The organism is Pseudomonas sp. B6001, assembly GCF_013386015.1.
Lineage (GTDB): Bacteria > Pseudomonadota > Gammaproteobacteria > Pseudomonadales > Pseudomonadaceae > Aquipseudomonas.
This window is the reverse complement of record NZ_JACAOX010000016.1, coordinates 17,337-38,215: the sequence shown is the minus strand read 5'-3', so window position 1 is coordinate 38,215 and position 20,879 is coordinate 17,337. Positions and strand designations below refer to the sequence as shown.

Annotated in this window: 16 protein-coding genes and 1 riboswitch; of the genes, 6 read left to right on the top strand and 10 right to left on the bottom strand. The window is 62.2% G+C overall.

Going from position 1 to position 20,879, the window contains the following annotated elements:
• Positions 1 to 153 precede the first annotated feature (153 nt).
• Positions 154 to 885, bottom strand: a complete 732-nt coding sequence (locus tag HX821_RS16810; protein ID WP_177036101.1) for a hypothetical protein — start codon at positions 883 to 885, stop codon at positions 154 to 156.
• Between the two features lie 333 nt (positions 886 to 1,218).
• Between HX821_RS16810 and HX821_RS16805 the strand changes: the two genes are divergently transcribed.
• Entirely contained in the window at positions 1,219 to 1,980 is a 762-nt protein-coding gene (locus tag HX821_RS16805) for a BPL-N domain-containing protein (protein WP_177036100.1), read from the top strand.
• Between the two features lie 163 nt (positions 1,981 to 2,143).
• The gene (locus HX821_RS16800) at positions 2,144 to 3,196 is read left to right on the top strand and encodes a DUF1176 domain-containing protein (protein ID WP_177036099.1); all 1,053 of its coding nucleotides are present in this window, start codon (positions 2,144 to 2,146) and stop codon (positions 3,194 to 3,196) included.
• A 74-nt stretch (positions 3,197 to 3,270) separates the two neighbouring features.
• Here the strand turns inward: HX821_RS16800 and HX821_RS16795 are convergent, their stop codons facing one another.
• Genes HX821_RS16795 through HX821_RS16785 form a run of 3 tightly spaced genes read right to left on the bottom strand, consistent with a single transcriptional unit; the run spans position 3,271 to position 5,828 of the window.
• On the bottom strand, positions 3,271 to 3,927 hold the full coding sequence (locus HX821_RS16795) for a hypothetical protein (RefSeq protein ID WP_003210505.1): 657 nt from the start codon (positions 3,925 to 3,927) through the stop codon (positions 3,271 to 3,273).
• A complete protein-coding gene (locus HX821_RS16790; RefSeq protein WP_023658733.1) occupies positions 3,924 to 5,396 on the bottom strand; it encodes a M48 family metallopeptidase in 1,473 nt (490 codons plus the stop codon). Before HX821_RS16790 ends, HX821_RS16795 begins: the two co-directional genes overlap by 4 nt.
• Before the next feature lie 3 nt (positions 5,397 to 5,399).
• Positions 5,400 to 5,828, bottom strand: coding sequence for a hypothetical protein (locus HX821_RS16785; RefSeq protein ID WP_177036098.1), 429 nt, complete (start codon positions 5,826 to 5,828; stop codon positions 5,400 to 5,402).
• 161 nt (positions 5,829 to 5,989) lie between these two features.
• Between HX821_RS16785 and HX821_RS16780 the strand changes: the two genes are divergently transcribed.
• Positions 5,990 to 6,937 carry an AraC family transcriptional regulator gene (locus HX821_RS16780; protein WP_087694703.1) on the top strand — a complete coding sequence of 316 codons (948 nt, stop codon included), beginning with the start codon at positions 5,990 to 5,992 and terminating at the stop codon, positions 6,935 to 6,937.
• A gap of 37 nt (positions 6,938 to 6,974) precedes the next feature.
• On the opposite strand, the gene uvrA is transcribed toward HX821_RS16780, so the two are convergent.
• From uvrA to lexA, 6 genes are all read right to left on the bottom strand, one after another.
• Positions 6,975 to 9,503 carry an excinuclease ABC subunit UvrA gene (gene uvrA, locus HX821_RS16775; protein ID WP_177036097.1) on the bottom strand — a complete coding sequence of 843 codons (2,529 nt, stop codon included), beginning with the start codon at positions 9,501 to 9,503 and terminating at the stop codon, positions 6,975 to 6,977.
• A gap of 165 nt (positions 9,504 to 9,668) precedes the next feature.
• A complete protein-coding gene (locus tag HX821_RS16770) occupies positions 9,669 to 11,378 on the bottom strand; it encodes an ATP-binding protein (protein WP_023658732.1) in 1,710 nt (569 codons plus the stop codon).
• A 113-nt stretch (positions 11,379 to 11,491) separates the two neighbouring features.
• The gene (locus HX821_RS16765; protein WP_371316180.1) at positions 11,492 to 14,581 is read right to left on the bottom strand and encodes an error-prone DNA polymerase; all 3,090 of its coding nucleotides are present in this window, start codon (positions 14,579 to 14,581) and stop codon (positions 11,492 to 11,494) included.
• Entirely contained in the window at positions 14,557 to 15,972 is a 1,416-nt protein-coding gene (locus HX821_RS16760) for a DNA polymerase Y family protein (protein WP_177008684.1), read from the bottom strand. Before HX821_RS16760 ends, HX821_RS16765 begins: the two co-directional genes overlap by 25 nt.
• Positions 15,973 to 15,979: 7 nt before the next feature.
• Complete coding sequence (gene imuA / locus HX821_RS16755) at positions 15,980 to 16,591, bottom strand: translesion DNA synthesis-associated protein ImuA (protein WP_008432576.1); 612 nt, start codon at positions 16,589 to 16,591, stop codon at positions 15,980 to 15,982.
• Positions 16,591 to 17,208, bottom strand: coding sequence for a transcriptional repressor LexA (gene lexA, locus HX821_RS16750; protein ID WP_017475310.1), 618 nt, complete (start codon positions 17,206 to 17,208; stop codon positions 16,591 to 16,593). Before lexA ends, imuA begins: the two co-directional genes overlap by 1 nt.
• A gap of 101 nt (positions 17,209 to 17,309) precedes the next feature.
• A riboswitch (cobalamin riboswitch) is annotated at positions 17,310 to 17,517 on the top strand.
• A gap of 93 nt (positions 17,518 to 17,610) precedes the next feature.
• On the opposite strand from lexA, the gene HX821_RS16745 reads away from it, so the two are divergent.
• Genes HX821_RS16745 through HX821_RS16735 form a run of 3 tightly spaced genes read left to right on the top strand, consistent with a single transcriptional unit; the run spans position 17,611 to position 20,806 of the window.
• Positions 17,611 to 19,545 (top strand): TonB-dependent siderophore receptor, encoded by a 1,935-nt coding sequence (locus tag HX821_RS16745; RefSeq protein WP_003210480.1) that lies wholly within the window; start codon positions 17,611 to 17,613, stop codon positions 19,543 to 19,545.
• A gap of 11 nt (positions 19,546 to 19,556) precedes the next feature.
• Positions 19,557 to 19,889, top strand: a complete 333-nt coding sequence (locus HX821_RS16740) for a (2Fe-2S) ferredoxin domain-containing protein (RefSeq protein ID WP_177036095.1) — start codon at positions 19,557 to 19,559, stop codon at positions 19,887 to 19,889.
• Positions 19,886 to 20,806: an ABC transporter substrate-binding protein gene (locus HX821_RS16735; RefSeq protein WP_177036094.1), complete on the top strand. Its 921-nt coding sequence runs from the start codon at positions 19,886 to 19,888 to the stop codon at positions 20,804 to 20,806. The genes HX821_RS16740 and HX821_RS16735 overlap by 4 nt, the downstream gene beginning before the upstream one ends.
• Positions 20,807 to 20,879: the final 73 nt, after the last annotated feature.

The following is a 20,879-nucleotide window of genomic DNA, read 5'->3' as shown; positions in this document are numbered from 1 at the left end:
GGACGGAGGGACTGCTATTGGCCGATTGCAGCCCATCGTGACGGGTAGCTTTTTGAAAATTGGCCCCCATTATCGGCCCCAATTTTTCGATGCTGATAATTGACTACTTTTCCCCGAAAAACCTCCTGGCTTGGGTCGAAGTCGTCGATACAACTACCACCGCCTCCACCACGCTTTCTGAGCAACCACCCCAGGCTTCAGCGAGGCGATCTTAGAGCCAGCAATCTTTACCGGTGCGACGTCCAGACCATCGAAGCTACCTAGACCCAGAGGGGGGCTTTCTGCTTGTAGAAAGCGAGTGGTTTCTGCTGAAGCCACTGCATGCAGTAACGACGAGGGCGTTATATTCCGACTCAAGACGTGAATGCCGCTCTCTGGGTCATGCAGACCACTTACATCGGTGCCTTCAACGCCGTCTATCAGAAGCGGCTGGATCATGACCGTCCCAAGCTCGTAGGTGATATCCAGATCACCGCAAACGCAACGCAGCCTTTGCAGTTCACCATTCGAAGATACACACACAAAATCCAGCCCGTCGTCATCCGTGCAAAAGCTGCAAACGTGTAATTGAAGGCTTTTACTCAGCGCTAAATTCACATTCAGGAAAGCTCTCTTGAAGTAGTCGGCTAGCTGAGCATCCTTAAGCACTTTGTATATCCGCGATAGCGCTGCCAATTCTTGAGGGAGCTCAAGCGGTACATCCTTGATGGGTGGCATAGACGTAAAGGGCCATTTCCGTTCTTCGCCAGCCTTGAACGTGTCTAAGTAGAACGACGTGGCGTTTTCATCCTGGTGCAATGACCAACCAATGCTCACCGGCAACGTAGAAAGTGGTTCTAACTCCGGCTTCACATTCATCGCGTGAGCAACGACAAGGTACCCCATTGTTTAGATCCTTCAGGTACAGGGCTGAATCGCTCCAAGCATAGTCGATACTTGAGTGTGTGCTATTGGCCGATAGCATTCGCGCATGGCCGAGAGCTGACTCAAACGGCCTGAAAAATTCCGGGGACTGAAAATGGAAGAAACGCTCTCTTCGATATTTATGCACTAAAGGAAAACCCATAAATTTCAATGGGAAAACCGTCGTTGCGATCATCAATCCCGATTTTTCCTAGCCGTTTTACAAATGTTAACTCCTTCAACTGGCTATTGGCTTTAGGCTTCGAATCACAAAGTCCGATCGGACCCAATCAGCTCTAAGACGACTCTACAACCATGAATCTGCACGCCATCGCCGCGACGCTTTTTGCGTTTTTCACACTGCTTCCTTCCTCAGTGCACGCCGCGACACCCATCGCCCATGTCGCTATCTACCGAGGCCCGGCGGGCTGCGAGGGATGTTCAGAGAATGTCAAAACAGCCCTGCTGCGCGTCCGCCCAACTGCGCAGATTGACTTTGTAGGTGCCGATGAATCGATCGACATCACGCCGCAAAACCTCGCTCGTTATGACCTCTACGTTCAACCGGGTGGCGGTCAGGACATCCCTGCGGCGCTTGATAGTTTGGGGGATGCGCGGGTGCAGGCCATTCGTGACTTTGTCGCCCAGGGTGGGCGCTACCTGGGGCTTTGTATGGGTGCTTATCTGGCCGACGACAGCAACTTTGGCCTGATACCCTACGACCTTGATTCAGAGGCGGGCAGGCCTGGGTTTGAGGTCGCGGGCATTGCAGACGCGGCGGTGCAGGTTGTGTGGGATGGGAAAACCGATAGCGTCTTTTATCAGGATGGGCCTTACTTCCCCAGGCCTGACGCGACCTCGCCTTCTTCAACCATTGCGACCTACCGGAATGGTGATGTGGCGGCAGCGCGTTACACCTATGAAAACGGGGTAGTGGTTCTGAGCGGCCCGCACCCAGAGGCGGATCGGGAGTGGTTCGAGAAGGCGAATATTCCCTTGAGCGAGATGCCGCAGGGTGAGCTTTTTGGGGCGTTGGTGCGCAGCATTGAGGGGCGCAACGGCGCAAAGTCACCCTGATGTGCAGCGCACTGGACTGGCGACATCCCACGTTCAGGCGCTGGCTGGAACACCGTACCGATTGTTCCAGCCGGGGTTTCTGTTGTGCCTGACGGCCATGCAATAGGTATTGGCAAAGAACCCTGCCCTAATAGCGTTTTTCCAGTCTACAGGCACCTGTTTGATGACCCGACTCCCCCTCATATTCCTGATGGCTGCTGCAGTTACCAGTGCGAACGCCGCCGACAATGTCCCTTTGGAGCGTTCTATCAAGGACTGGATTGTCGGCTGTGATAACACGCGTGCCTGCACGGCTATCGGTGCCGTCCCGGAGCGTGACGATATCGGTATCTCGACGTTCAGCCTGCGGGTAACGCGTGAAGCCGGCCCACATGGAGACTTGCGGGTAGGCGTGTTCAGCTACACCGCCCCCCAGGGTCAGCCAACACTCGATGGCAAGCCGCTGAAAAATCGATTCGAGCCTGGCGAACTCAAAAAAGGTGAGATATCTGAGGTGTTTGCTCTGACCGGAACGAATGCCGACGCCTTGATTGCAGAGTTGCGCAACGGGCGGGAGTTGATTTTACCCATTGAGGGCGGTACCTCCGTCGCCTCGCTAAACGGGATGAGCGCGGCGCTTTTGCTGATCGACTCGGTTCAGGGGCGGGTTGGCACACAGGACGCACTGATTTCCAAGGGGCAGGCGCCCGCCAGCAGCGTGCCGCAAGCACCGGCCGCACCGCCGGTACCGAGTTGGCAGGCACCCGTTGCGCTAACCCCGGACAGGGCAAAAGAAGTCGCGGATGCTGTGGTGGCGGCCACGCGCAAGGAGTGGCAAGCGGATCTGAATGAAGGCGTTGCGCCAAAGGCTAACGCCTATGCCTTGAGTGCAGATCAAGCGCTGGTGATCATCGAAACCGGCTGTGGGGCATACAACTGTTTCTACAATATCTACCAGGCGCCCCTGGACCACCCTGAGCAGGCGCGCCCAGCGCGGGTCGCCGAAGTGCCAAATCTGCCGGAAAGAGAGCCCAACGGCCTGGTCGATTTTGATCCGGCCACGGGTGAACTGAGCAGCCAGGCAATGGCGATGGGCATGGGCGGTTGTGGCACTGCGCTGCGCTGGCGCTACGACGGTAACGGTTTCACGCTGACGCATGCGGCTGAAATGAACACCTGCATGGGGCTGGAGCAGGTTCATTGGCCTGTGCTGTGGCGTACCGAGGCAAGTCGCTGAAACTGTCGAATACATCAATGTGTGTGGCGAGGAGCGAGCGCCCTCGCCACACACGGATGTAGCCCCCTACCCCTTCAGGAAGCCTTCAACGCCCGCAACTCACCCTCTACACGCGCCGCGTTGCAGTAGGTGTCCAGCATTTCCAGCACTTGTTCGCCGGTGAGGACTTTACCGTTCAGTTGCAGGCCGAACAGCGTCAAGCATATCTGAGGCTCCCGGGAGCGCTTGATCTTGACGTGGGGCATCAGGGGGCCCGCAGCGTTTTTGCAGGCGGGCAATGGCGCACCCTCGCGCAATGTCAGCGTGATCCATAGCTTGATGCGGCCCTCTTTGATGTGGATATCACCGATATCCAGCAGATCGATTTCTGCATCAAGGTTGCGAAACCACAAGTGGCTATGGGTCAGGCGCATCAGGATCTCCTCGCCGGCCCGACGGTGCAGCCACACCCCGCTGAGCAAAACCAGCGCCACGATTGCAAAAATGCCTCCCATGAACGCGTTTTTGCCATCCCATGCACTCCCGCCAGCCATCACGAAAGCGAACACTGAAAAGAGCAACAGGGTGCGGCGCACCTTGCGTGGGTAGGCCAGTTCGGTGACTGCGGGAACCTCGGCCAACCACTCCTCGCGTTCCTGGATGGCCGCCTGCAACTGATCGCCAGTGTGCTGATTAAAATCCTCAGTGAGGGATTGGGCCAGGCTGGCCAGTGGATCATCAGGGTGGTTCATACCGGTACTCCATTCTTGTTGGCATCTTCAGCCGACTGCGGATCATGAGTGAGTTGACTGAACCACTGCCGGTCGTGCGCGGTGGGCGTCCGTGTTGCCTGGGCCAGCAACTGATCGTCGAGAACCACACCCAGTTGCTGCAGGCGCACGGCAGTGGGGGGATGGGTATCGAACGGATGAGCGATCGCGTGATCCATCACCGCCTCGTTCAAGATCACCGGAGCCTGGCGAAGGTGGTCCGCTAACGCCTGGATCAAGTTGCTGTGGGTACGCTGCCCAAGCAGTTTGTTGACTTCGGCATCAAGGGCGATGACGCGCAGCAGCGCCTGGCAAAACAGCCGCTCGCCGGCAATTTGCGCCCCGACCTTATCCGCCACCAATTCCTGCGCACGACTCCAATGGTGCACGGCTATCTGGAAGTGGTGCAGAAAGCGCCACGTCATCCAGATCGCCGGGCGTTCGATCCAGGACGGCATGTCATCCACCGCGCTGATGTTCAGGAAATGCATGTACATCAGGCTGAACCGTGCCCCGGCTTCACTGCCGCGCTCGGTGTCGCGGCTGCTGAAGTGGCCAAGCTCATGGCCGATAATCGAGGCGGCTTCTTCCTGGCTCAAGGTCGACAGGAAAGTCAGCGGCAGGTACATCGTACGGCCCGTCAACAGTTGCCCCGAGGGTTGCAGGGCCACCTGGACACTGGTGACGAAAAACGATTGGTCGACCCCAATCACGATGTGGTCTGGCACGGGCGCGCGGGTGACGGCTGCCAGTTTTTCTATCCACTCCCATAAGGCCGGGGCGCTGGCCCGGCTGATTGAACGCCCCAGAAACCCGGATTGCGGCGTTTCCATATCCTGCCATTGCCGACGCAGGCGCCCAATCAACAGCACGCCTAGGTACAGCATCACCAGCAAGGGCACCACCACCAGCAGTATCACCATGCCGCTGTTCTGGCGGTTGCTCCAGCCCCAGCTGACTTCATACAGCAGGGCCATCGCCAGCGCCCCCACTATCAACCCGGTGTAGACCACCAGCCACTGCCCCAGCGCACGCCAGCTCAGGACCAGTCGGTCATAAAGAAAGTCCCGCGAACGCAACGCGCGCCAGGCATCCAGGCGCAGTTTTACCCAGGTCGCGCAGCCCGCCAGCACGGCCGCGACCGCCAGCCAGTAACCGAGAAACGCCAAGACCTGGCGCATGTGCACCGAGCCCTGGTCGGCATCGGCCCGAGCGACCTCACGCTGCAGGTAGCCGCGCAGGCTGTCGTCCGGGAGTACCGGCGTTTTGCGCCATTGTTGCGGCAGTTGCTGCCTCAATTCATCGCTCGGGCTGGCGAGCCATTGGCGCATCACCTGCGCTTCTTCCAGGGTACTGTCGGCACGCCAGCTCTGAAGGCTGCTCCAGCCCATCAGTACCAGCGGCAGCAGCAACATCGCCAGGCCCCACGACCATCGTCTCAACAGGCTCATGGCTCAGTTCGCCTGGAGATAGTCAGTGAGAAATGCTTGCGCATTGCCCTGACTCGCCAGCGCCTCGTTATAGGCGACGGCCAGCGCTTTTGCTTCGCCTGGCAAGTACAGCTCTCCCCAGCCGTTTTGCAGAATCAGTACGACGAACTTCTGACCGTCTACCGTGGTGTAATAGCGCGCGTCCTTGCTGGTCTTCTCGACAGACATCTTTTGGATTTTCAGGTTCCAGTCGTGGTCAGCCCCTTCCACTTGCACCAGTGCCTGATTTTCGTCACGGGCCCCGATACGCAGTGTCCAGACTTTCACCCCGGCCTCACCCGAATACGCAGCGACCTTATCTGCGACTTCCGGGCGATCTTGAGCGAAGGTATTGCCCGTCATGACGGCCAGTACCATGCTTAGCACGGCAGCCCATTTGCGATAAATCAGCATACTCAGGTTCCTTGAATTTCACGGCCGACCATTGAAAGTCACCCTCGGCGATCTGCCAACCGTGCAGGCCGTTGCGCACAACAATGAGACTGCGGTTCACAACGACGAGTGACGGGGTACAATGGCGCGAACACATAAGGACATGACTCAAACTCTTCTCGATGAAACGCCAGAATCCTTATCTCGACACACACTTCTGCTTCGATCACCCGGGTCCCCTGGACCAGGCCGGCGTATTCGACGACAGCGCTCGTCAGGTTATTGGTTCTGCCATCGGCCACTACCGCGCACGGACCGTTCGGCCAGACCTGCAGTATTTCGACTGTGACTTGCAGTTCCCCGAGCCGCTGAAGATCCACAAGGTATTGCCCGACAGTGTGTGCATCGTGCAGGTGCTCGGCGGCCAGTGGCAGCATCGGGTCGACGGTGTGCTCAATGAATACACCACGGGCGCAGTCCATGTGCTGGGCCTGAGTGAGAGCATGGAAACCGTCGATCAACTGCCCGCCGGCAGTCATGCGCGCATGGCCGGGCTACGCATCGCAGGCGATTATTTGCGCGAGCTGGCCGAAGAAGACTCGGCGCTCCAGCCGTTACTCAGCCTGCTCAATGACGGCGTTCAATTTTCGGGACTGCACGGGTGCCCGGCACTGGGGCGTTTGCTGGAGCGGATATATCACTCTCCCTACCAAGGCGCCTTGGAGCGCCTTAATCAGGAAAGCCTGAGCCTGGCAGCGCTGGTGGAGCTGGCAGCCCATCTTGCCCCTCAACCTGCCAGGCCAATACCTGCGGTACGCGGTCATTCAGACCTGGCCCATGAAGCGCGGTTTCAACTGGATGCCAACCTGATCGACCCTCCCGGCACTCAAGCGCTGGCCCGTAGCCTGGGTGTGGGGGAAACCACGCTGCGCCGGGCGTTCAGTCAAATCTACGGCCAGTCGATGCTGGATTATGTGCGCCAGCAACGCATGGAGCTTGCGCGCAATCTGCTTCGTCAGCGCAAGTGGCAGGTGGCGCAGATCGCCTACCGCCTGGGCTATGCCAATCCCGCTAACTTCAACCATGCCTACAAGGCCTACTTTGGTCACCCGCCAGGTGCCGAACGCTAGAGAGCAAAGCCATGAATAGACCCCTTCCGGCCATTAGCTATCCCAATTCCCGCCCCAAAAACGGCGCAGTCCGGCTCCCCTTACTCTTCGCCACCTTCTGCGGCGTCCCGCTCACCACCACCTTCCCGCCTCTGTCCCCAGCCCCCGGCCCAATATCAATCACCCAATCACTCTGGGCCACCACACGCATTTCATGCTCCACCACAATCACCGTGTGCCCCGCCTCCACCAGATGATTCAACTGGCTCAACAACCGGTCCACATCCCGCGGATGCAGCCCGGTCGTCGGTTCATCCAGCACATACAACGTCGCGCCCCGGGCATTGCGTTGCAGCTCGGTCGCCAGCTTGATGCGCTGCGCCTCCCCGCCTGACAACTCGGTCGCCGGCTGGCCAAGGCGCAAATAACCCAAGCCAATATCCCGCAGCACTTGCAGCGAGCGCAGCACACCCGGCTCTTCAGCAAATACCTCTACCGCCTGTTCAACCGTCAGCCCCAGCACCTGGGCGATGGTCAGCCCTTCCCACTTGATTGCTAACGTTTCCGGGTTGTACCGCGCCCCGTGGCACGTCGGGCATGGCGCGTACACGCTGGGCATGAACAGCAATTCAACGCTGACAAACCCCTCGCCTTCGCAGTTCGGGCAGCGGCCTTTGGCGACGTTGAAAGAAAATTGCCCAGCGTCGAAATGGCGCTTTTTCGCCGCGGGTGTGGCGGCGAACAGTTTGCGTACGTTGTCGAACAGGCCGGTGTAGGTCGCGAGGTTGGAGCGCGGTGTGCGGCCAATGGGTTTCTGGTCCACCTGCACCAGGCGGCGAATGTGTTCCAGCCCGCCGCTGATACGGCCGCCGCTGGTTTGCGGGGCGTCGTCTTCGAGGCTGGGTTCGTCTTCGGCTTCCACCACGCGGCCCAGGCCTGCGCCTACCAGTTCCAACAGCGCCTGGCTGACGAGGCTGGATTTGCCCGAGCCGGAAATGCCGGTGACGGCGGTGAAGCAGCCCAGGGGAAAGTCCACGCTGAGGTCGTTGAGGTTGTTTCGCGTGACGCCTTCCAGGCTCAGCCAGCCGGTGGGTTGGCGCGGTGGTTGGCTGACCGGGGGTTTTTCGGCGAACAGGTATTCGCGGGTTTGCGAGGCTTCGACCTGCGCCAGGCCGGCGGGTGGGCCGCTGTACAGGACCTGGCCGCCGTGTTCACCGGCAGCCGGGCCGACGTCGATCAGCCAGTCGGCCCGGCGCATGGTTTCAAGGTCGTGTTCCACCACGAACAGTGAGTTGCCGGCGGCCTTCAGGCGGTCGAGGGCGGCGAACAGGGCTTCGCCGTCAGCGGGATGCAGGCCGGCGGAAGGTTCGTCGAGCACGTAGATCACGCCGAACAGTTGCGAGCCCAGTTGGGTGGCCAGGCGCAGGCGTTGCAGTTCGCCGGAGGACAGGGTCGGTGTGCTGCGTTCCAGGGCCAGGTAGCCGAGGCCGAGGTCGGTCAGGGTGCTGACGCGTTCGAGCAGGTCCTGGGCGATGCGTTGGGCGGCCAGACGTTTTTCCACGGAGAGCTTTTTATCGCCCTGCCCTTCAGCCACCGGGCGCAGCAGTTCGGCAAGTTGCAGCAAGGACATTTGCGACAGTTCGCCAATATCCACGCCGGCAAATTTCACCGACAGCGCGGCCTTGTTCAGGCGCTTGCCTTCGCACAGCGGGCATGGGCTGCCTTGCATGAATTGCGACACGCGCTTTTTCATCAGGGCGCTTTGGGAGTGGGTGAAGGTGTGCAGGATGTAGCGTCGGGCACCGGTGAAGGTGCCCTGGTAGCTGGGTTCGAGTTTGCGTTTGAGGGCGTCGCGGGTTTGGGCAGGTGTGAAGCCGGCGTACACCGGGACGGTGGGGGTTTCGTCGGTGAAGAGGATCCAGTCGCGCTGCTTTTTCGGCAGGTCGCGCCACGGGATGTCGACGTCGTAGCCGAGGGTGACGAGGATGTCGCGCTGGTTCTGGCCTTGCCATGCCAGTGGCCAGGACGCCACGGCGCGTTGGCGGATGGTGAGGGAAGGATCGGGCACCATCAGGGCTTCGGTCACTTCGTACACGCGGCCCAGGCCGTGGCATTGCGGGCAGGCGCCCTGGGGCAGGTTGGGGGAAAAGTCTTCGGCGTAGAGCATCGGTTGCCCCGCCGGGTAACTGCCGGCGCGGGAGTAGAGCATGCGGATCAGGCTGGACAAGGTGGTGACGCTGCCCACTGATGAACGTGTGCTGGGTGTACCGCGCTGTTGTTGCAGGGCCACGGCGGGCGGCAGGCCTTCGATGGCGTCGACGTCCGGTACGCCGACCTGGTCGATCAGGCGGCGGGCGTAGGGCGCCACGGATTCGAAATAGCGGCGCTGGGCTTCGGCGTAGACGGTGGAGAATGCCAGCGAGGACTTGCCGGAGCCTGACACGCCGGTGAACACCACCAGGGCGTCGCGGGGGATGTCCACGTCGACGTTGCGCAGGTTGTGCTCCCGGGCACCCCGCACCCGCACGAAGCCTGGGCGTTGGGTGGTGAGTGAGGTGTCTGGGGGAAGATTGCGCTGGGAAGTCATGGGTAACCTTATCGGTGTGTTCAAGGCAGTGAAGATCCACTGTGGGAGCCGGGCTTGCCCGCGATGACGGTGTGCCAGTTACCGGATGGGGTGCCTGACACTCCGCCATCGCGGGCAAGCCCGGCTCCCACAGTGGCTTGGTGTTACTGGCTGGATCTTCATTCGTCACATCATTCGGGAGGTCAGTACCGAGCGCACCCGTTGCGCCAAGTCATCCGGGCCATAGGGTTTGCTCAGCAGGTGAATGTCGTTGCCCAGCAGGTGGTTGCTGGAAAGAATGTCGCGGGTATGTCCGGAGGTAAACAGCACCGCTATCGCCGGCACTTGCCTGCGCGCCCACTCGGCCAGGTCGGTGCTTTTGACCCGGCCCGGCATCACCACGTCGGTGAAGATCAGGTCCGGTTGCAGGCCGGCCTGGAGCATCAGCATGGCCCGGTCGCCGTCTTCGGCGGTGAGCACGGTGTAGCCGGATTGTTCGAGCAATTCCACCGCGGCCGCGCGTACGCCTTCGTTGTCCTCAACCACCAGGATGGTCTCATGGCCGCCGGTGGGTTGTGTGAGCTCGACGGGCGCATCGTGGTTTTCCGGCTCTCCCAGGTTGCGCGGGAAATACATCTGCACCACGGTGCCGCTGCCCTCCACGCTCTCGACCTCAACATGCCCGCCACTTTGGCGCACGAACCCGAACACCATGCTCAGGCCCAGGCCGGTACCGTGGCCATTCGGCTTGGTGGTGAAAAACGGTTCGAAGGCCCGTGCCAGGATCGTTGGTGACATGCCGGCGCCGCTGTCGGCGACGGCCAGGCGCACATATTCACCGGGGTTGATGCTTTTACCGGCGCAATCCGGAGGGTTGAGGATAATGTTTTCGCCGGTGATCCGAATCACGCCCTCGCCTTTCATGGCATCCCGGGCGTTGATCGCCAGGTTGAGCAGTGCGTTTTCCAGTTGGTTGCGGTCGACGTTAATGCACCATGGATCCTGGGGCAGTTGCACATCAATGTGGATGGTTTCTCCCAGCGCCCGCTGCAGCAGCTCGCCCAGGCCTTCATAGATGCGCAGCGGGTTGTACACCGCCGGTGACAATGGCTGGCGACGGGCGAAGGCCAGCAGTTGCGAGGTCAGTTTGGCCCCACGTTCCACTGCCGCGATGGCGGCGCTGACCCGGCGCTGCACCTGGGGGTTGTCCGGTTCATGCCGGGCCAGCAGGTGCAGGTTGCCGGCGACCACTTGCAGCAGGTTATTGAAGTCGTGGGCCACGCCGCCGGTCAGGCCGCCAATGGCTTCCAGCTTCTGTGATTGGCGCAACTGTTCCTCGGCGGCGGAACGGGCTTGCACCTCCGCGGCCACGCGCTGCTCCAGGTTGTGGGTGAGTTCCTGGCGCAGGCGCTCGGAGATCATATGTTCGGTGGTCTCCACTACAATCGCCAGGACCCCGGCCGGTCGTTGGTCGTCACCGGCCACGGGGCTGTAATACAGGTCCATCCAGACTTCTTCCGGGCGGCCGTCGCGCAACAGTTCCAGGGGCAGGTTGCGGTAGGACAAGGTGCCGCCAGCCAGGCAGGTGTCGACCACATTGCGGTTGAAGTCGGCGACTTCCGGCCAGCCCAGTTCCACCGGCGCACCCAGCAGATAAGGGTGGCGACCGCCGGCAAATACCGAATAGCTGTCGTTGTAGATCATGTAACCGGCGTGCCCCCACAGCATCACCATGGGCATGGGCGATGCCAGCATCATCTGCACGGCGCTGGTCAGGCTGGAGGGCCAGGCATTCATCGGGCCGAGGTCGGTGGTGGACCAATCGAAAGCACGAATCCTCTGGGCCATTTCCCCAGCCCAACCCTCACAGCCGTGGGTATTGGATAAAAACTGCATCGGTCGGCTCTGCAAAAGATAAAAGGTGGGCGGCGATGAAAACTTTGAGCCCGGCAGCGGCGGTTGGTTTCATCGCATATTGCTTATGCCGGCAGGAAGGAGCAAGGGCCGGCTCAGCGAAAGTCCCGGCTGCGCACACTGATGCCCGACAGCAACGGGGTCAGGTCGGTCAAGCGCCCGGCGATCAAGTGCCGAACCTCGCCCACCGCCTCCCAGCGGCCATCTACCTTGAGCAACCGCGAGCCCACCAGCGCCTGGCGTTGGCGCTCGGCCAAATCGCGCCAGACCACCACATTGATATTGCCGAACTCATCTTCCAGGGTGACGAAGGTAACGCCGCTGGCCGTGCCCGGGCGTTGTCGACCGGTGACCAGGCCGGCGACGCTGACGTTGCGGCCATGTTCAACCCGCAGCAATTCCCTGGAACTGCGGCAACGCCGCGCGCGCAGTTCATCGCGCAACAGCGCCAACGGGTGTGGGCCCAGGGTGGTGCCGACGCTGGCGTAGTCGGCATACAAATCTTCGCCGACTGTCGGTTGCGGCAGCTCCACCACCGCCTCTTCCGGGCTGGCGATACCGGCAAACAGGCCCAGTTGTTTCTGCACCCCGGCCACCTCCCAACGCGCCCGGTGCCGATGCCCGGCCAGGCCGCGCAAGGCACCGGCATCCGCCAGCAGTTCCTGGGCGCGAGTGTCCAATTGGGCACGCTCGCCCAAGTCGGCAATATCAAAAAACGCCCGGGCCTGGCGCGCCATTTCGATACGCCGGCCATCCTCTTCGCGAAACCCGGAGATCATGCGCAAGCCCATGCGAATCGCCGGTTGCTGGCCTTCGATCGGCTCAAGGCTGCAATCCCAGTCACTGGCCTGCACATCCACCGGACGGATCTGCAAATGATGGCGACGGGCGTCCTGCAGGATCTGGTCGGGGCTGTAGAAACCCATGGGCCAGCTGTTGATCAGGGCGCAGGCAAACGCTGCCGGTTCATGGCATTTAAGCCAGCAACTGGCATAGGTCAGCAAGGCGAAACTGGCGGCGTGGGACTCGGGAAAACCGTAGCTGCCAAAGCCCTTGATCTGCTCGAAGATCTGCGCGGCGAAGGCTTCGCTGTAGCCGTTTTTCAGCATGCCGGTGCGCAGGCGTTGCTGATGGGGTTCGAGGCCGCCGTGGCGTTTCCAGGCGGCCATGGAACGGCGCAGTTGGTCGGCTTCGCCGGGTGTGTAATCGGCGGCGACCATGGCGATCTGCATGACCTGTTCCTGGAACAGCGGGATGCCCAGGGTGCGTTCCAGTACGGACTTGAGTTCCGGCGACGGGTAGGTGGTTTCTTCCTCCTTGTTCCGCCGCCGCAGGTACGGATGCACCATGCCACCCTGGATGGGCCCCGGCCGCACGATGGCGACCTCAATGACCAAGTCGTAGAATTTTTCCGGTCGCAGGCGGGGCAACATCGACATCTGCGCCCGCGACTCAATCTGGAACACGCCGATAGTGTCGGCCTTGCTGATCATCGCGTAGGTTGCCGCGTCTTCCTTGGGCACCGAAGCCAGGCTCAGGTCCCGGTTGCGATGGCGGCGCAGCAGGTCGAAGCAGCGGCGAATCGCACTGAGCATGCCCAGCGCGAGGATGTCCACCTTGAGCAGGCCCACGGCGTCGAGGTCGTCCTTGTCCCACTGAATGATGGTGCGCTCGGCCATGGCGGCATTTTCCACCGGCACCAGGGTGTCCAGCGGGTGTTCGGAAATCACGAAGCCGCCGGGGTGCTGGGACAGGTGCCGGGGGAAGCCGATCAGTTGTTGGGTCAAGGTCAGCACCCGGCGCAGCACCGGGCTGTCGGGGTCGAAACCACCTTCGCGCAAGCGTTCCAGGGGCGGTGCTTCGTCGCTCCAGCGCCCACAACAGTCGGCCAGGGCGTTGACCTGATCCGGCGGCAACCCGAGGGCCTTGGCCACGTCGCGCACCGCGCCGGCGCCGTGATAGCTGCTGACCACCGCCGTCAACGCGGCGCGGGTACGACCGTAGCGCTGGAAGACGTATTGCAGCACTTCTTCGCGGCGTTCGTGCTCGAAGTCCACGTCGATGTCCGGCGGCTCGTTGCGTTCACGAGACAGGAAGCGCTCGAACAGCATGTTCATCAGGCTCGGGTCGATCTCGGTGATGCCCAGGGCAAAACACACCGCCGAGTTGGCCGCCGAGCCACGGCCCTGGCACAGGATCGAACGGCTGCGGGCGAAGCGCACAATGTCGTGTACGGTGAGGAAGTAGCTTTCGTAGCCGAGGTCGCTGATCAGTTCCAGTTCGTTATTGATCTGCTGGAGGGTCTTGGCGTCGACCCCTTTCGGCCAACGCTGGGCGATGCCTTGCTCGGTCAAGGTGCGTAACCAGGATTTTGCATCCTGGCCTTCAGGTACCAACTCCCTGGGGTATTGATAGCGCAATTGGCCGAGGTCAAAGGTGCAACGCCGGGCAATGTTCAGGGACTCTTCCAGCAAGTGCGCCGGGTACAGCGCGGCCAATGCATCGAGGCTGCGCAAGTGCCGTTCACCATTGGGATGCAGGCGCGCGCCGGCTTCGGCCACCGGGACGTGGTGACGGATTGCGGTCATGGTGTCTTGCAACGCACGGCGACCGCGCACATGCATATGCACATCGCCGCAGGCCACCGCCGGCAGGTGCAGGCTGGCGGCCAGGTTCAGGCGTTGCTCAAGGTGACGGGCATCGTTCTGGCCGCAATGCAGTTCCACCGCCAGCCACAGGCGATCGGTGAAGGTGCTGCACAGCCATTGGATATGGGCCTGGGTGTCGGTGTCGTCGACCATCCATAACGCGAGCAAGCCGTGTACCGCGGTGAAGTCTTCCTGCAGCAAGCGGTAGTGGCCTTTTCCCGCACGGCGACGGGCAATGGTGATCAGCCGGCACAGGTGTTGATAGCCTTCCAGGTTCTCCACCAGCAGCACCAGCTTGGGGCCGTTTTCCAGGCGCATCTCGCTGCCGATAATCAGCGGCAACCCGACTTCCTTGGCCGCCTGCCAGGCACGGACGATGCCCGACAAGGTGCATTCATCGGTGATGGCCAGCGCCTCGTAACCCTGCTGCCTGGCCCGTTCAAACAGCTCGCGGGCACTGGAGGCGCCCCGCTGGAAACTGAAGTTGGACAGGCAGTGCAGCTCCGCGTACTTCATGCAAACCAGCCTTGCAGCCACAGCGTGCCGCTTTCGCCCACGGTGCGGTAAGCCCAGCCCTGCTGGCCGGCGCGGGTGCGCACCAGGTAGTAATCGCGGCGCACATCGGCGCCATCCCACCAGCCGGACTCGATGCGTTCCGGGCCCATCAGGATGTGTAGACCTTGCTCGGCCAGAGGCGTCGGTTCATGCAGCAACCAGCCCGGGCGTTGCACGTTGTTTGAGGGTGAGCACGGGCGAAGATCAGCACCGGCTTGCCAGGCGCATTCTGGGCGGTGGTCGGCGTGAAAGCGCAGGCCTTGCACCGCTTCGTCCCCCAACCGCGCCCGCAGGCGTTCGCGCAGTTGTTCCCACGGCAGGGTTTGTTGCGGGCGCTCGTCGAACAGGTCCTGGCGCTGGGGCACAAACACCGGCAGGTCCTGGGCCACCAGGCGAAAGCCACGCACCGGCGAGGTGACTTGCACCTGCTCCAGGCGGCCGCGGGCCAGTTCGAACAGCATCGCCGCGTCACGCTCGGCGCTGAGCAGGCCGACCTTGATCACGCTGTCGGGCTCGGCCGCGTGCTCCAGGTGCAGGTCAAAACGCTGCACGCCACTGTCGCGGCCACACAGGAACGCCGACAGATCGCCAGTCAAACGGCGCAAGGGAAACAGCAAGGCCTGGTGGGACAACACATCAAAATTCAGCTCGATGCGCACATCAAACCGGTCCGGCGGCTGGTAGAACGCCAGCGCCAGGGGCCGTTGGCCGCACAGTGCATCGAGGTGCTTGAGCAGCGCAGCGTCGAAGCGCCGGGCCAGGGTATGCCGAGGCAACGCCTGCACCTGGGCCAGGGTGCGCAAGCCCATGCGCGACAATGCGGTGGCGGCTTGCGGGTCGAGGCCGGCGCGGTCGATGGGGATCGGTGCCAGGGCGTGTTGCAGGTATTGCTCATCGGCCACGGCCAGGCCGTCGTAGACATTCGCCAATATCCGCGCCGCCGCCGGGTTCGGCGCGGCGACGATGCGGTGACGAAACCCCAGTTCGGTCAGTTCCTTGCGCAAGCGCGCTTCGAGCAACGGCCACGGCCCGAACAGGCCCAGGCTCGACTCGATCTCGAACAGCAACGCCCGTGGGTAGAACACGCTGACCTGGGAGCTGAAACGGTAGGCCCAGGCGGCGAGAAACTGCTGCCAGTATTCGATCTGCGCCGGGTCGTATTCGGCGCAGGCAAAAGCCTTGGTCAAGGCATGGGCCGCCGTCAGCGACTGGCCGGGGCGCAGGCCGAGTTTGCGCGCGGCGTCATTGACGGTTTGCAGCACCCGCCGCTGCGGCGTGCCGGCCAGCAGGGCCAACGGCTGGTCCGGTTCGGGGCGCGAACGCAGCACCCCGTCCAGCGCCAATTGCGGGAACACAATACACACCCAGCGCATGCCAACCTCAGTGCCCAAGCGCAATGGGCGCGGGATGGGCCAGGCCACCCCGGCACTTGAGCACCCGCACTTGCGCAGGGCTCGCCTCAACCGCCAGGCGCAACGCGGCCGGTGACGGGTTGATGGCCTCGTTCAAGGAGCGCCAGGCAAAGGCCAGGGTCTGGCCGGTTTCCGCCGCCACCTGCAAGCGGCGCAAGGCGCGGTCATCGGCCTTGCGCGGCCAGCACAGCACCGCGCCACAGCTGCCGGAACGCAGGCATTGCTCCACTGCCCACAAGGCATCGCGTTCATCGGCCTGGATCACTGACAGCTGGCGCACATCCACCCCGGCGTTTTGCCAGGCGTGGGGGTACGGCGTGTAGGGCGGCGCCACCAGCACGATGCGCTCACCGGCCGCCGCCAACCGTGCCAGGGTCGGCCACACCAGCTGCAACTCGCCCACGCCCTCCTTCGCCATCAGGATTTCGCTCAACGCCGCTTCCGGCCAGCCACCGCTGGGCAGCACCGCATCCAGGGCCGCAAGCCCGGTGGGATGGACGCTGGCCGGCGGCGCGGCGGGCCGGCCTTTCCAGACCCGGCCGCCATTGAACAGCGAGTCCAGTGCAACGACGGCGCCCATCAGCCTTGCCTCACCAGGCCGCAGAACACCCCTTCGATGGCCAGGTCCTGATCGGGCCGCACCACGATGGGTTGATAGGCGGGGTTGCGCGGCAGCAGGCGCACGCGCTCGCCCACGTGTTCGAAACGTTTGATGGTGACTTCACCGTCCAGGCGTGCCACCACGATCTGCCCGTTCAAGGCCTCGGCACTGCGGCGTACGCCTACCAGGTCGCCATCGAGGATGCCATCTTCGATCATCGAATCGCCCTGCACCCGCAGCAGGTAATCCGGGGTTTTCGCGAACATGCCCGGGTCGAGCAATAGACGGTTGTGCACTTCGGCATCGGCGCCAATGGGCAAACCGGCGGCCACCCGGCCGAGCACCGGAATATCCAGCAGCTCCGGCCGCGCCGGTTGATTGAGCAGGCGGATGCCGCGCGCCTGGTTGGGGTTGACCTCGATAAAGCCGCCCTCGGTCAGCGCCAGCACATGCTTGCGCGCCACGCTGCGGGAGGCAAAGCCGAACGCCTCGGCGATCTCGGCGAGGCTGGGGGACTGGCCTTGCTGCGCGATACGGTCGCGGATAAAGGTCAGGATGGCGGTACGGCGGGGCGTTAGATTCGTCATGGAGTACATTTGTACTCCTGTGGGAATTTTCTGGCAATATCCGTCAGTCGCTTCCCTGGCAACCGCCGGAAAAGTACCCGCCAAGTTGACGAACGGTCTTTCGAATGTTCAGATGCCGGCCTGTTTCAGGTGCCTCATGCCGCCGTGCATGGGGTGAAACGGGAAACCGGTGCCGCTCTTTTCGAGCCAGTCCGGTGCTGCCCCCGCAACGGTAGACGCGTGACCCCTTCGACACACCACTGTGGCCTGCGCGCCATGGGAAGGTGAAGGTGTCCATACGCGTGAGCCCGGAGACCGGCCTGGAATTCTGTTTGGCAAAATCCTGCGGTGGGCGGGCATGGGCCGGTATTGGCGTGTGCTCGGTGCCTACTCGTGCGTGCTTTTCGCGAAAGATACTTTTCCGAGAAGACTATGATTCGACCTTACAATACTTCCGTGCCCAGCCTGCTGCTCGGCTGCCTGTTCAGCCCCCTGCTGCTGGCCGACGACCCTCCCCTTGAGCTCAAGCAGCAGATCATTTCCGCACCGTCGGTGGAATCCACTACCGTGGCCGACATGGCCCAGTACGGCAGCAAGGTCGAGATCGTCACCCGCGAACAGATCGAACGCGCCGGCCCCGCCGCCGATGTGTCGCGCGTGATGCAGATGTTCATCCCCGGCCTGTACGTGGCACCCAAGAACGGTCCGTTCGACTACGGCACCTATTCCCTGCTGGGCGGGCGCAACGATGACACGTTGATCCTGCTGGACGGCGTGCGCCTGAACAACCGCCTGTACGGCGGCCTGTACCTGGACACCCTGCCCGCCAACGCCATCGAGCGCATCGAAGTGCTCAAGGGTGGCCAGAGCCTGCTGTTCGGCACCCAGGCGGTGTCGGGAGTGATCAACATCGTCACCCGCAGCCCGCAAACCCGCGAGGCGTCCGGCGAGGTGAACCTGGGTGCCGACACCTTCGGCGGCACCACCGGCGACGCCCGGGTCGAGAAGATTTTCAATAACGGATTTGGCGACCTCGGCTTGCTGGCCTACGTCAGCCGCAACGCCTCCGAGGGCTACCAGCCGTTTCGCAACCGCGACATGAAAAACGTCAGCGACAAGAAACGCTCCTACGAAGTCACCACCTTCGGCACCAAGGCGATCCAGTCGTTTGGCGATGACACGCGCCTTGAGCTGTTTTACCAGTACGCCGACGCCAACCTCGATTTCGCCCGCCCGGTGGACAACCACAAGACCACCAACGACCGCGTGCAACAGATCGCCACGGCCACCTTCGAGCAAACCCTCAACGAGCGCCTGAGCTACTTCGTCAAAGGCCATATCAACGATTGGGACACGCGCTATACCCGCATCAACAATATCGAAGGCGGCGGCACCCGGGTCATCAACCACAACGACTACTGGGGCTTCACCGACTGGGGCGTGCAGGCCGAAGGCAAGGCCGTGCTGCCCGGCGAGCACGTGCTGGTATTCGGGTCCGATAACCAGTGGTTCAAGGGCCAGGACGATGTATTGATCATCGACGACAACAAGGCCCAGGCCCACGCGCTGTACACCCAACTGCGCCCGACTATCGAAGCCCTGCCGAACTGGCACCCGAGCATCGGCGTACGCCACGAAGCCATGAGCGGCGGCGACAGCGCCACCGTCGGCATGCTCACTTCGCTCTACGACCTCAACGACAACTGGGCCCTGCGCGGCCAATACGGCACTGCCTACAAACTGCCGAATGCCGAGCAACTGTTCGTCAACGAAGACGATGAAAAAGGCAACCGCAACCTCAAGCCGGAGAAGAGCCGCAACGCCGAACTGGGCGTCGACTACAAGGGCAGCCTGCTGGCCCGGGACTTCAGCGCCAGCGTCACGCTGTTCAAACGCAAGATCACCGACCTGATCACCCTGGACGATATCCAGTGGGTCAACGGCCAGGGGCAGATCCAGATGCGTGGTTTCGAGGCCGACGCCAAGCTGCAGCTCAATGAACAATGGAGCGTGCAGGCCGACATGACCCGCAACCTCACCGAGTCCCGTGCGGGTGTCACCATCAACGATATCCCGGGCTTCTTCGCCCGCTCGCGGGTCGGCTATGAATCGGCGGACCGCCTGTGGGGCGCCGGCACCTCCGTGCGTTACATCGGCGATATCGTCAGCTCGAAAAAGGTCGAATACGGCAACTACACCGTGGTGGATGCCGACGCCTATCGCTACCTCGACAACGCCCACCAACACCGCGTCAGCCTGCTGGTAGAGAACCTGTTCGACCGCGATTACGTCACCAGCCGCGCCAGCAACGTCGACAACCTCGGGCGGCCGTTCACCTCCGAAGTACGCTACACGTATCGCTTCTGATGAGTACGCCCGTGGAAACTCATCCGGACTGGTCCCATGTGCCTGACCACGCCCGTCACGTGTTCCTGTGCACCGGCCCGCGCTGCACCCAGCGTGGCGCGCTGCAACTGTGGAAAACCCTGCGCCGCCACCTGCTGCAACACGACCGCATCGAAAAGCCTGGCGGCGTGCTGCTGACACGCACCCACTGCCAGTTCCCGTGCAACCTGGGGCCGATCGTGACGGTGTACCCGGACACTTGCTGGTACGGCGTGCACAGCAACGCAGACGTGCAACGGCTGGTGGAAGTGCATCTGGTGGGCGGCGAAGTCGTCGAGGATCTGCTGATCAAGGAGCGCCCATGAAAGCGTCGTGGTTGCTGTTGGGCGCCCTGCTCTGCCCATCGTTGGCGCTGGCGGACCGTTATCGCAACTGCAACCAGGATTGGACGGCCACCCACTCACCGCCCTCGCGCATCGTGGCCCTCAATCAGCATGCGGCCGACCTGTTATTGGCGCTGGATGTCGGTCCCGCATTGGTGGGCGTGGCGTATCTGGATGACAACGGTGTGGCCCACCGACACGGCGAGTATTTCGGCGTGCCGGTGATTGCGCCCAAGTACCCGTCCAGCGAAGTGCTCTATGCGCAGAAACCGGATCTGGTGGTCGGTGGATTCGCCACTGCCTTTGGCACTGGTGTCACCTCTCGCACAGGGTTGGCAGGCAACGGGGTTGGGTCGTACTTGCTGGAGTCGGCGTGCGACGGGCACTCGCTGGATTACTTCGGGCATATTCGCAACGACCTGTTTACCCTCGGCGCCCTGGTGCACAAACAGCAACGGGCGCGGGCGTTGAGCGATGCCATGGACGCCGACCTGGCCAGTGCCCAGGCGCTGGCTGGTGAGGGTAAACCGCTGTCGGTGTTTTACCTGGACAGTGAGGTCAACGGGTTGGACAGCGAGGGTCGGCGTGGTTTTGTCACCACGTTGGTGGCGGCTGCTGGTGCGCGCAATTTATTTGCCGGGATCAACCAATACCGCGTCACCGTGAGCAGCGAAACCCTGCTGATGAGTGACCCGGATGTGATTTTGCTGGCAGATGCGCTGTGGTCACCGGCCAGCCGCAAACGTCAGTTGCTGACCACCGACCCGGTGCTGTCGCGTTTGCGGGCGGTGCGGGAGAACCGGATGATCGATATTCCCTTTACCCATTTGGTGCCCACCGCGAATAGCGGCCGAGTCGTGTTGGAGTTGGCGAGGCAATTCAAACAACTGGCTGAATAATTCACGAGCGAAGCGCCTGACCAATTTACTCAGTCCATGCCACCGACCAAAGTTGTGAAACGCTGTAGGTTTC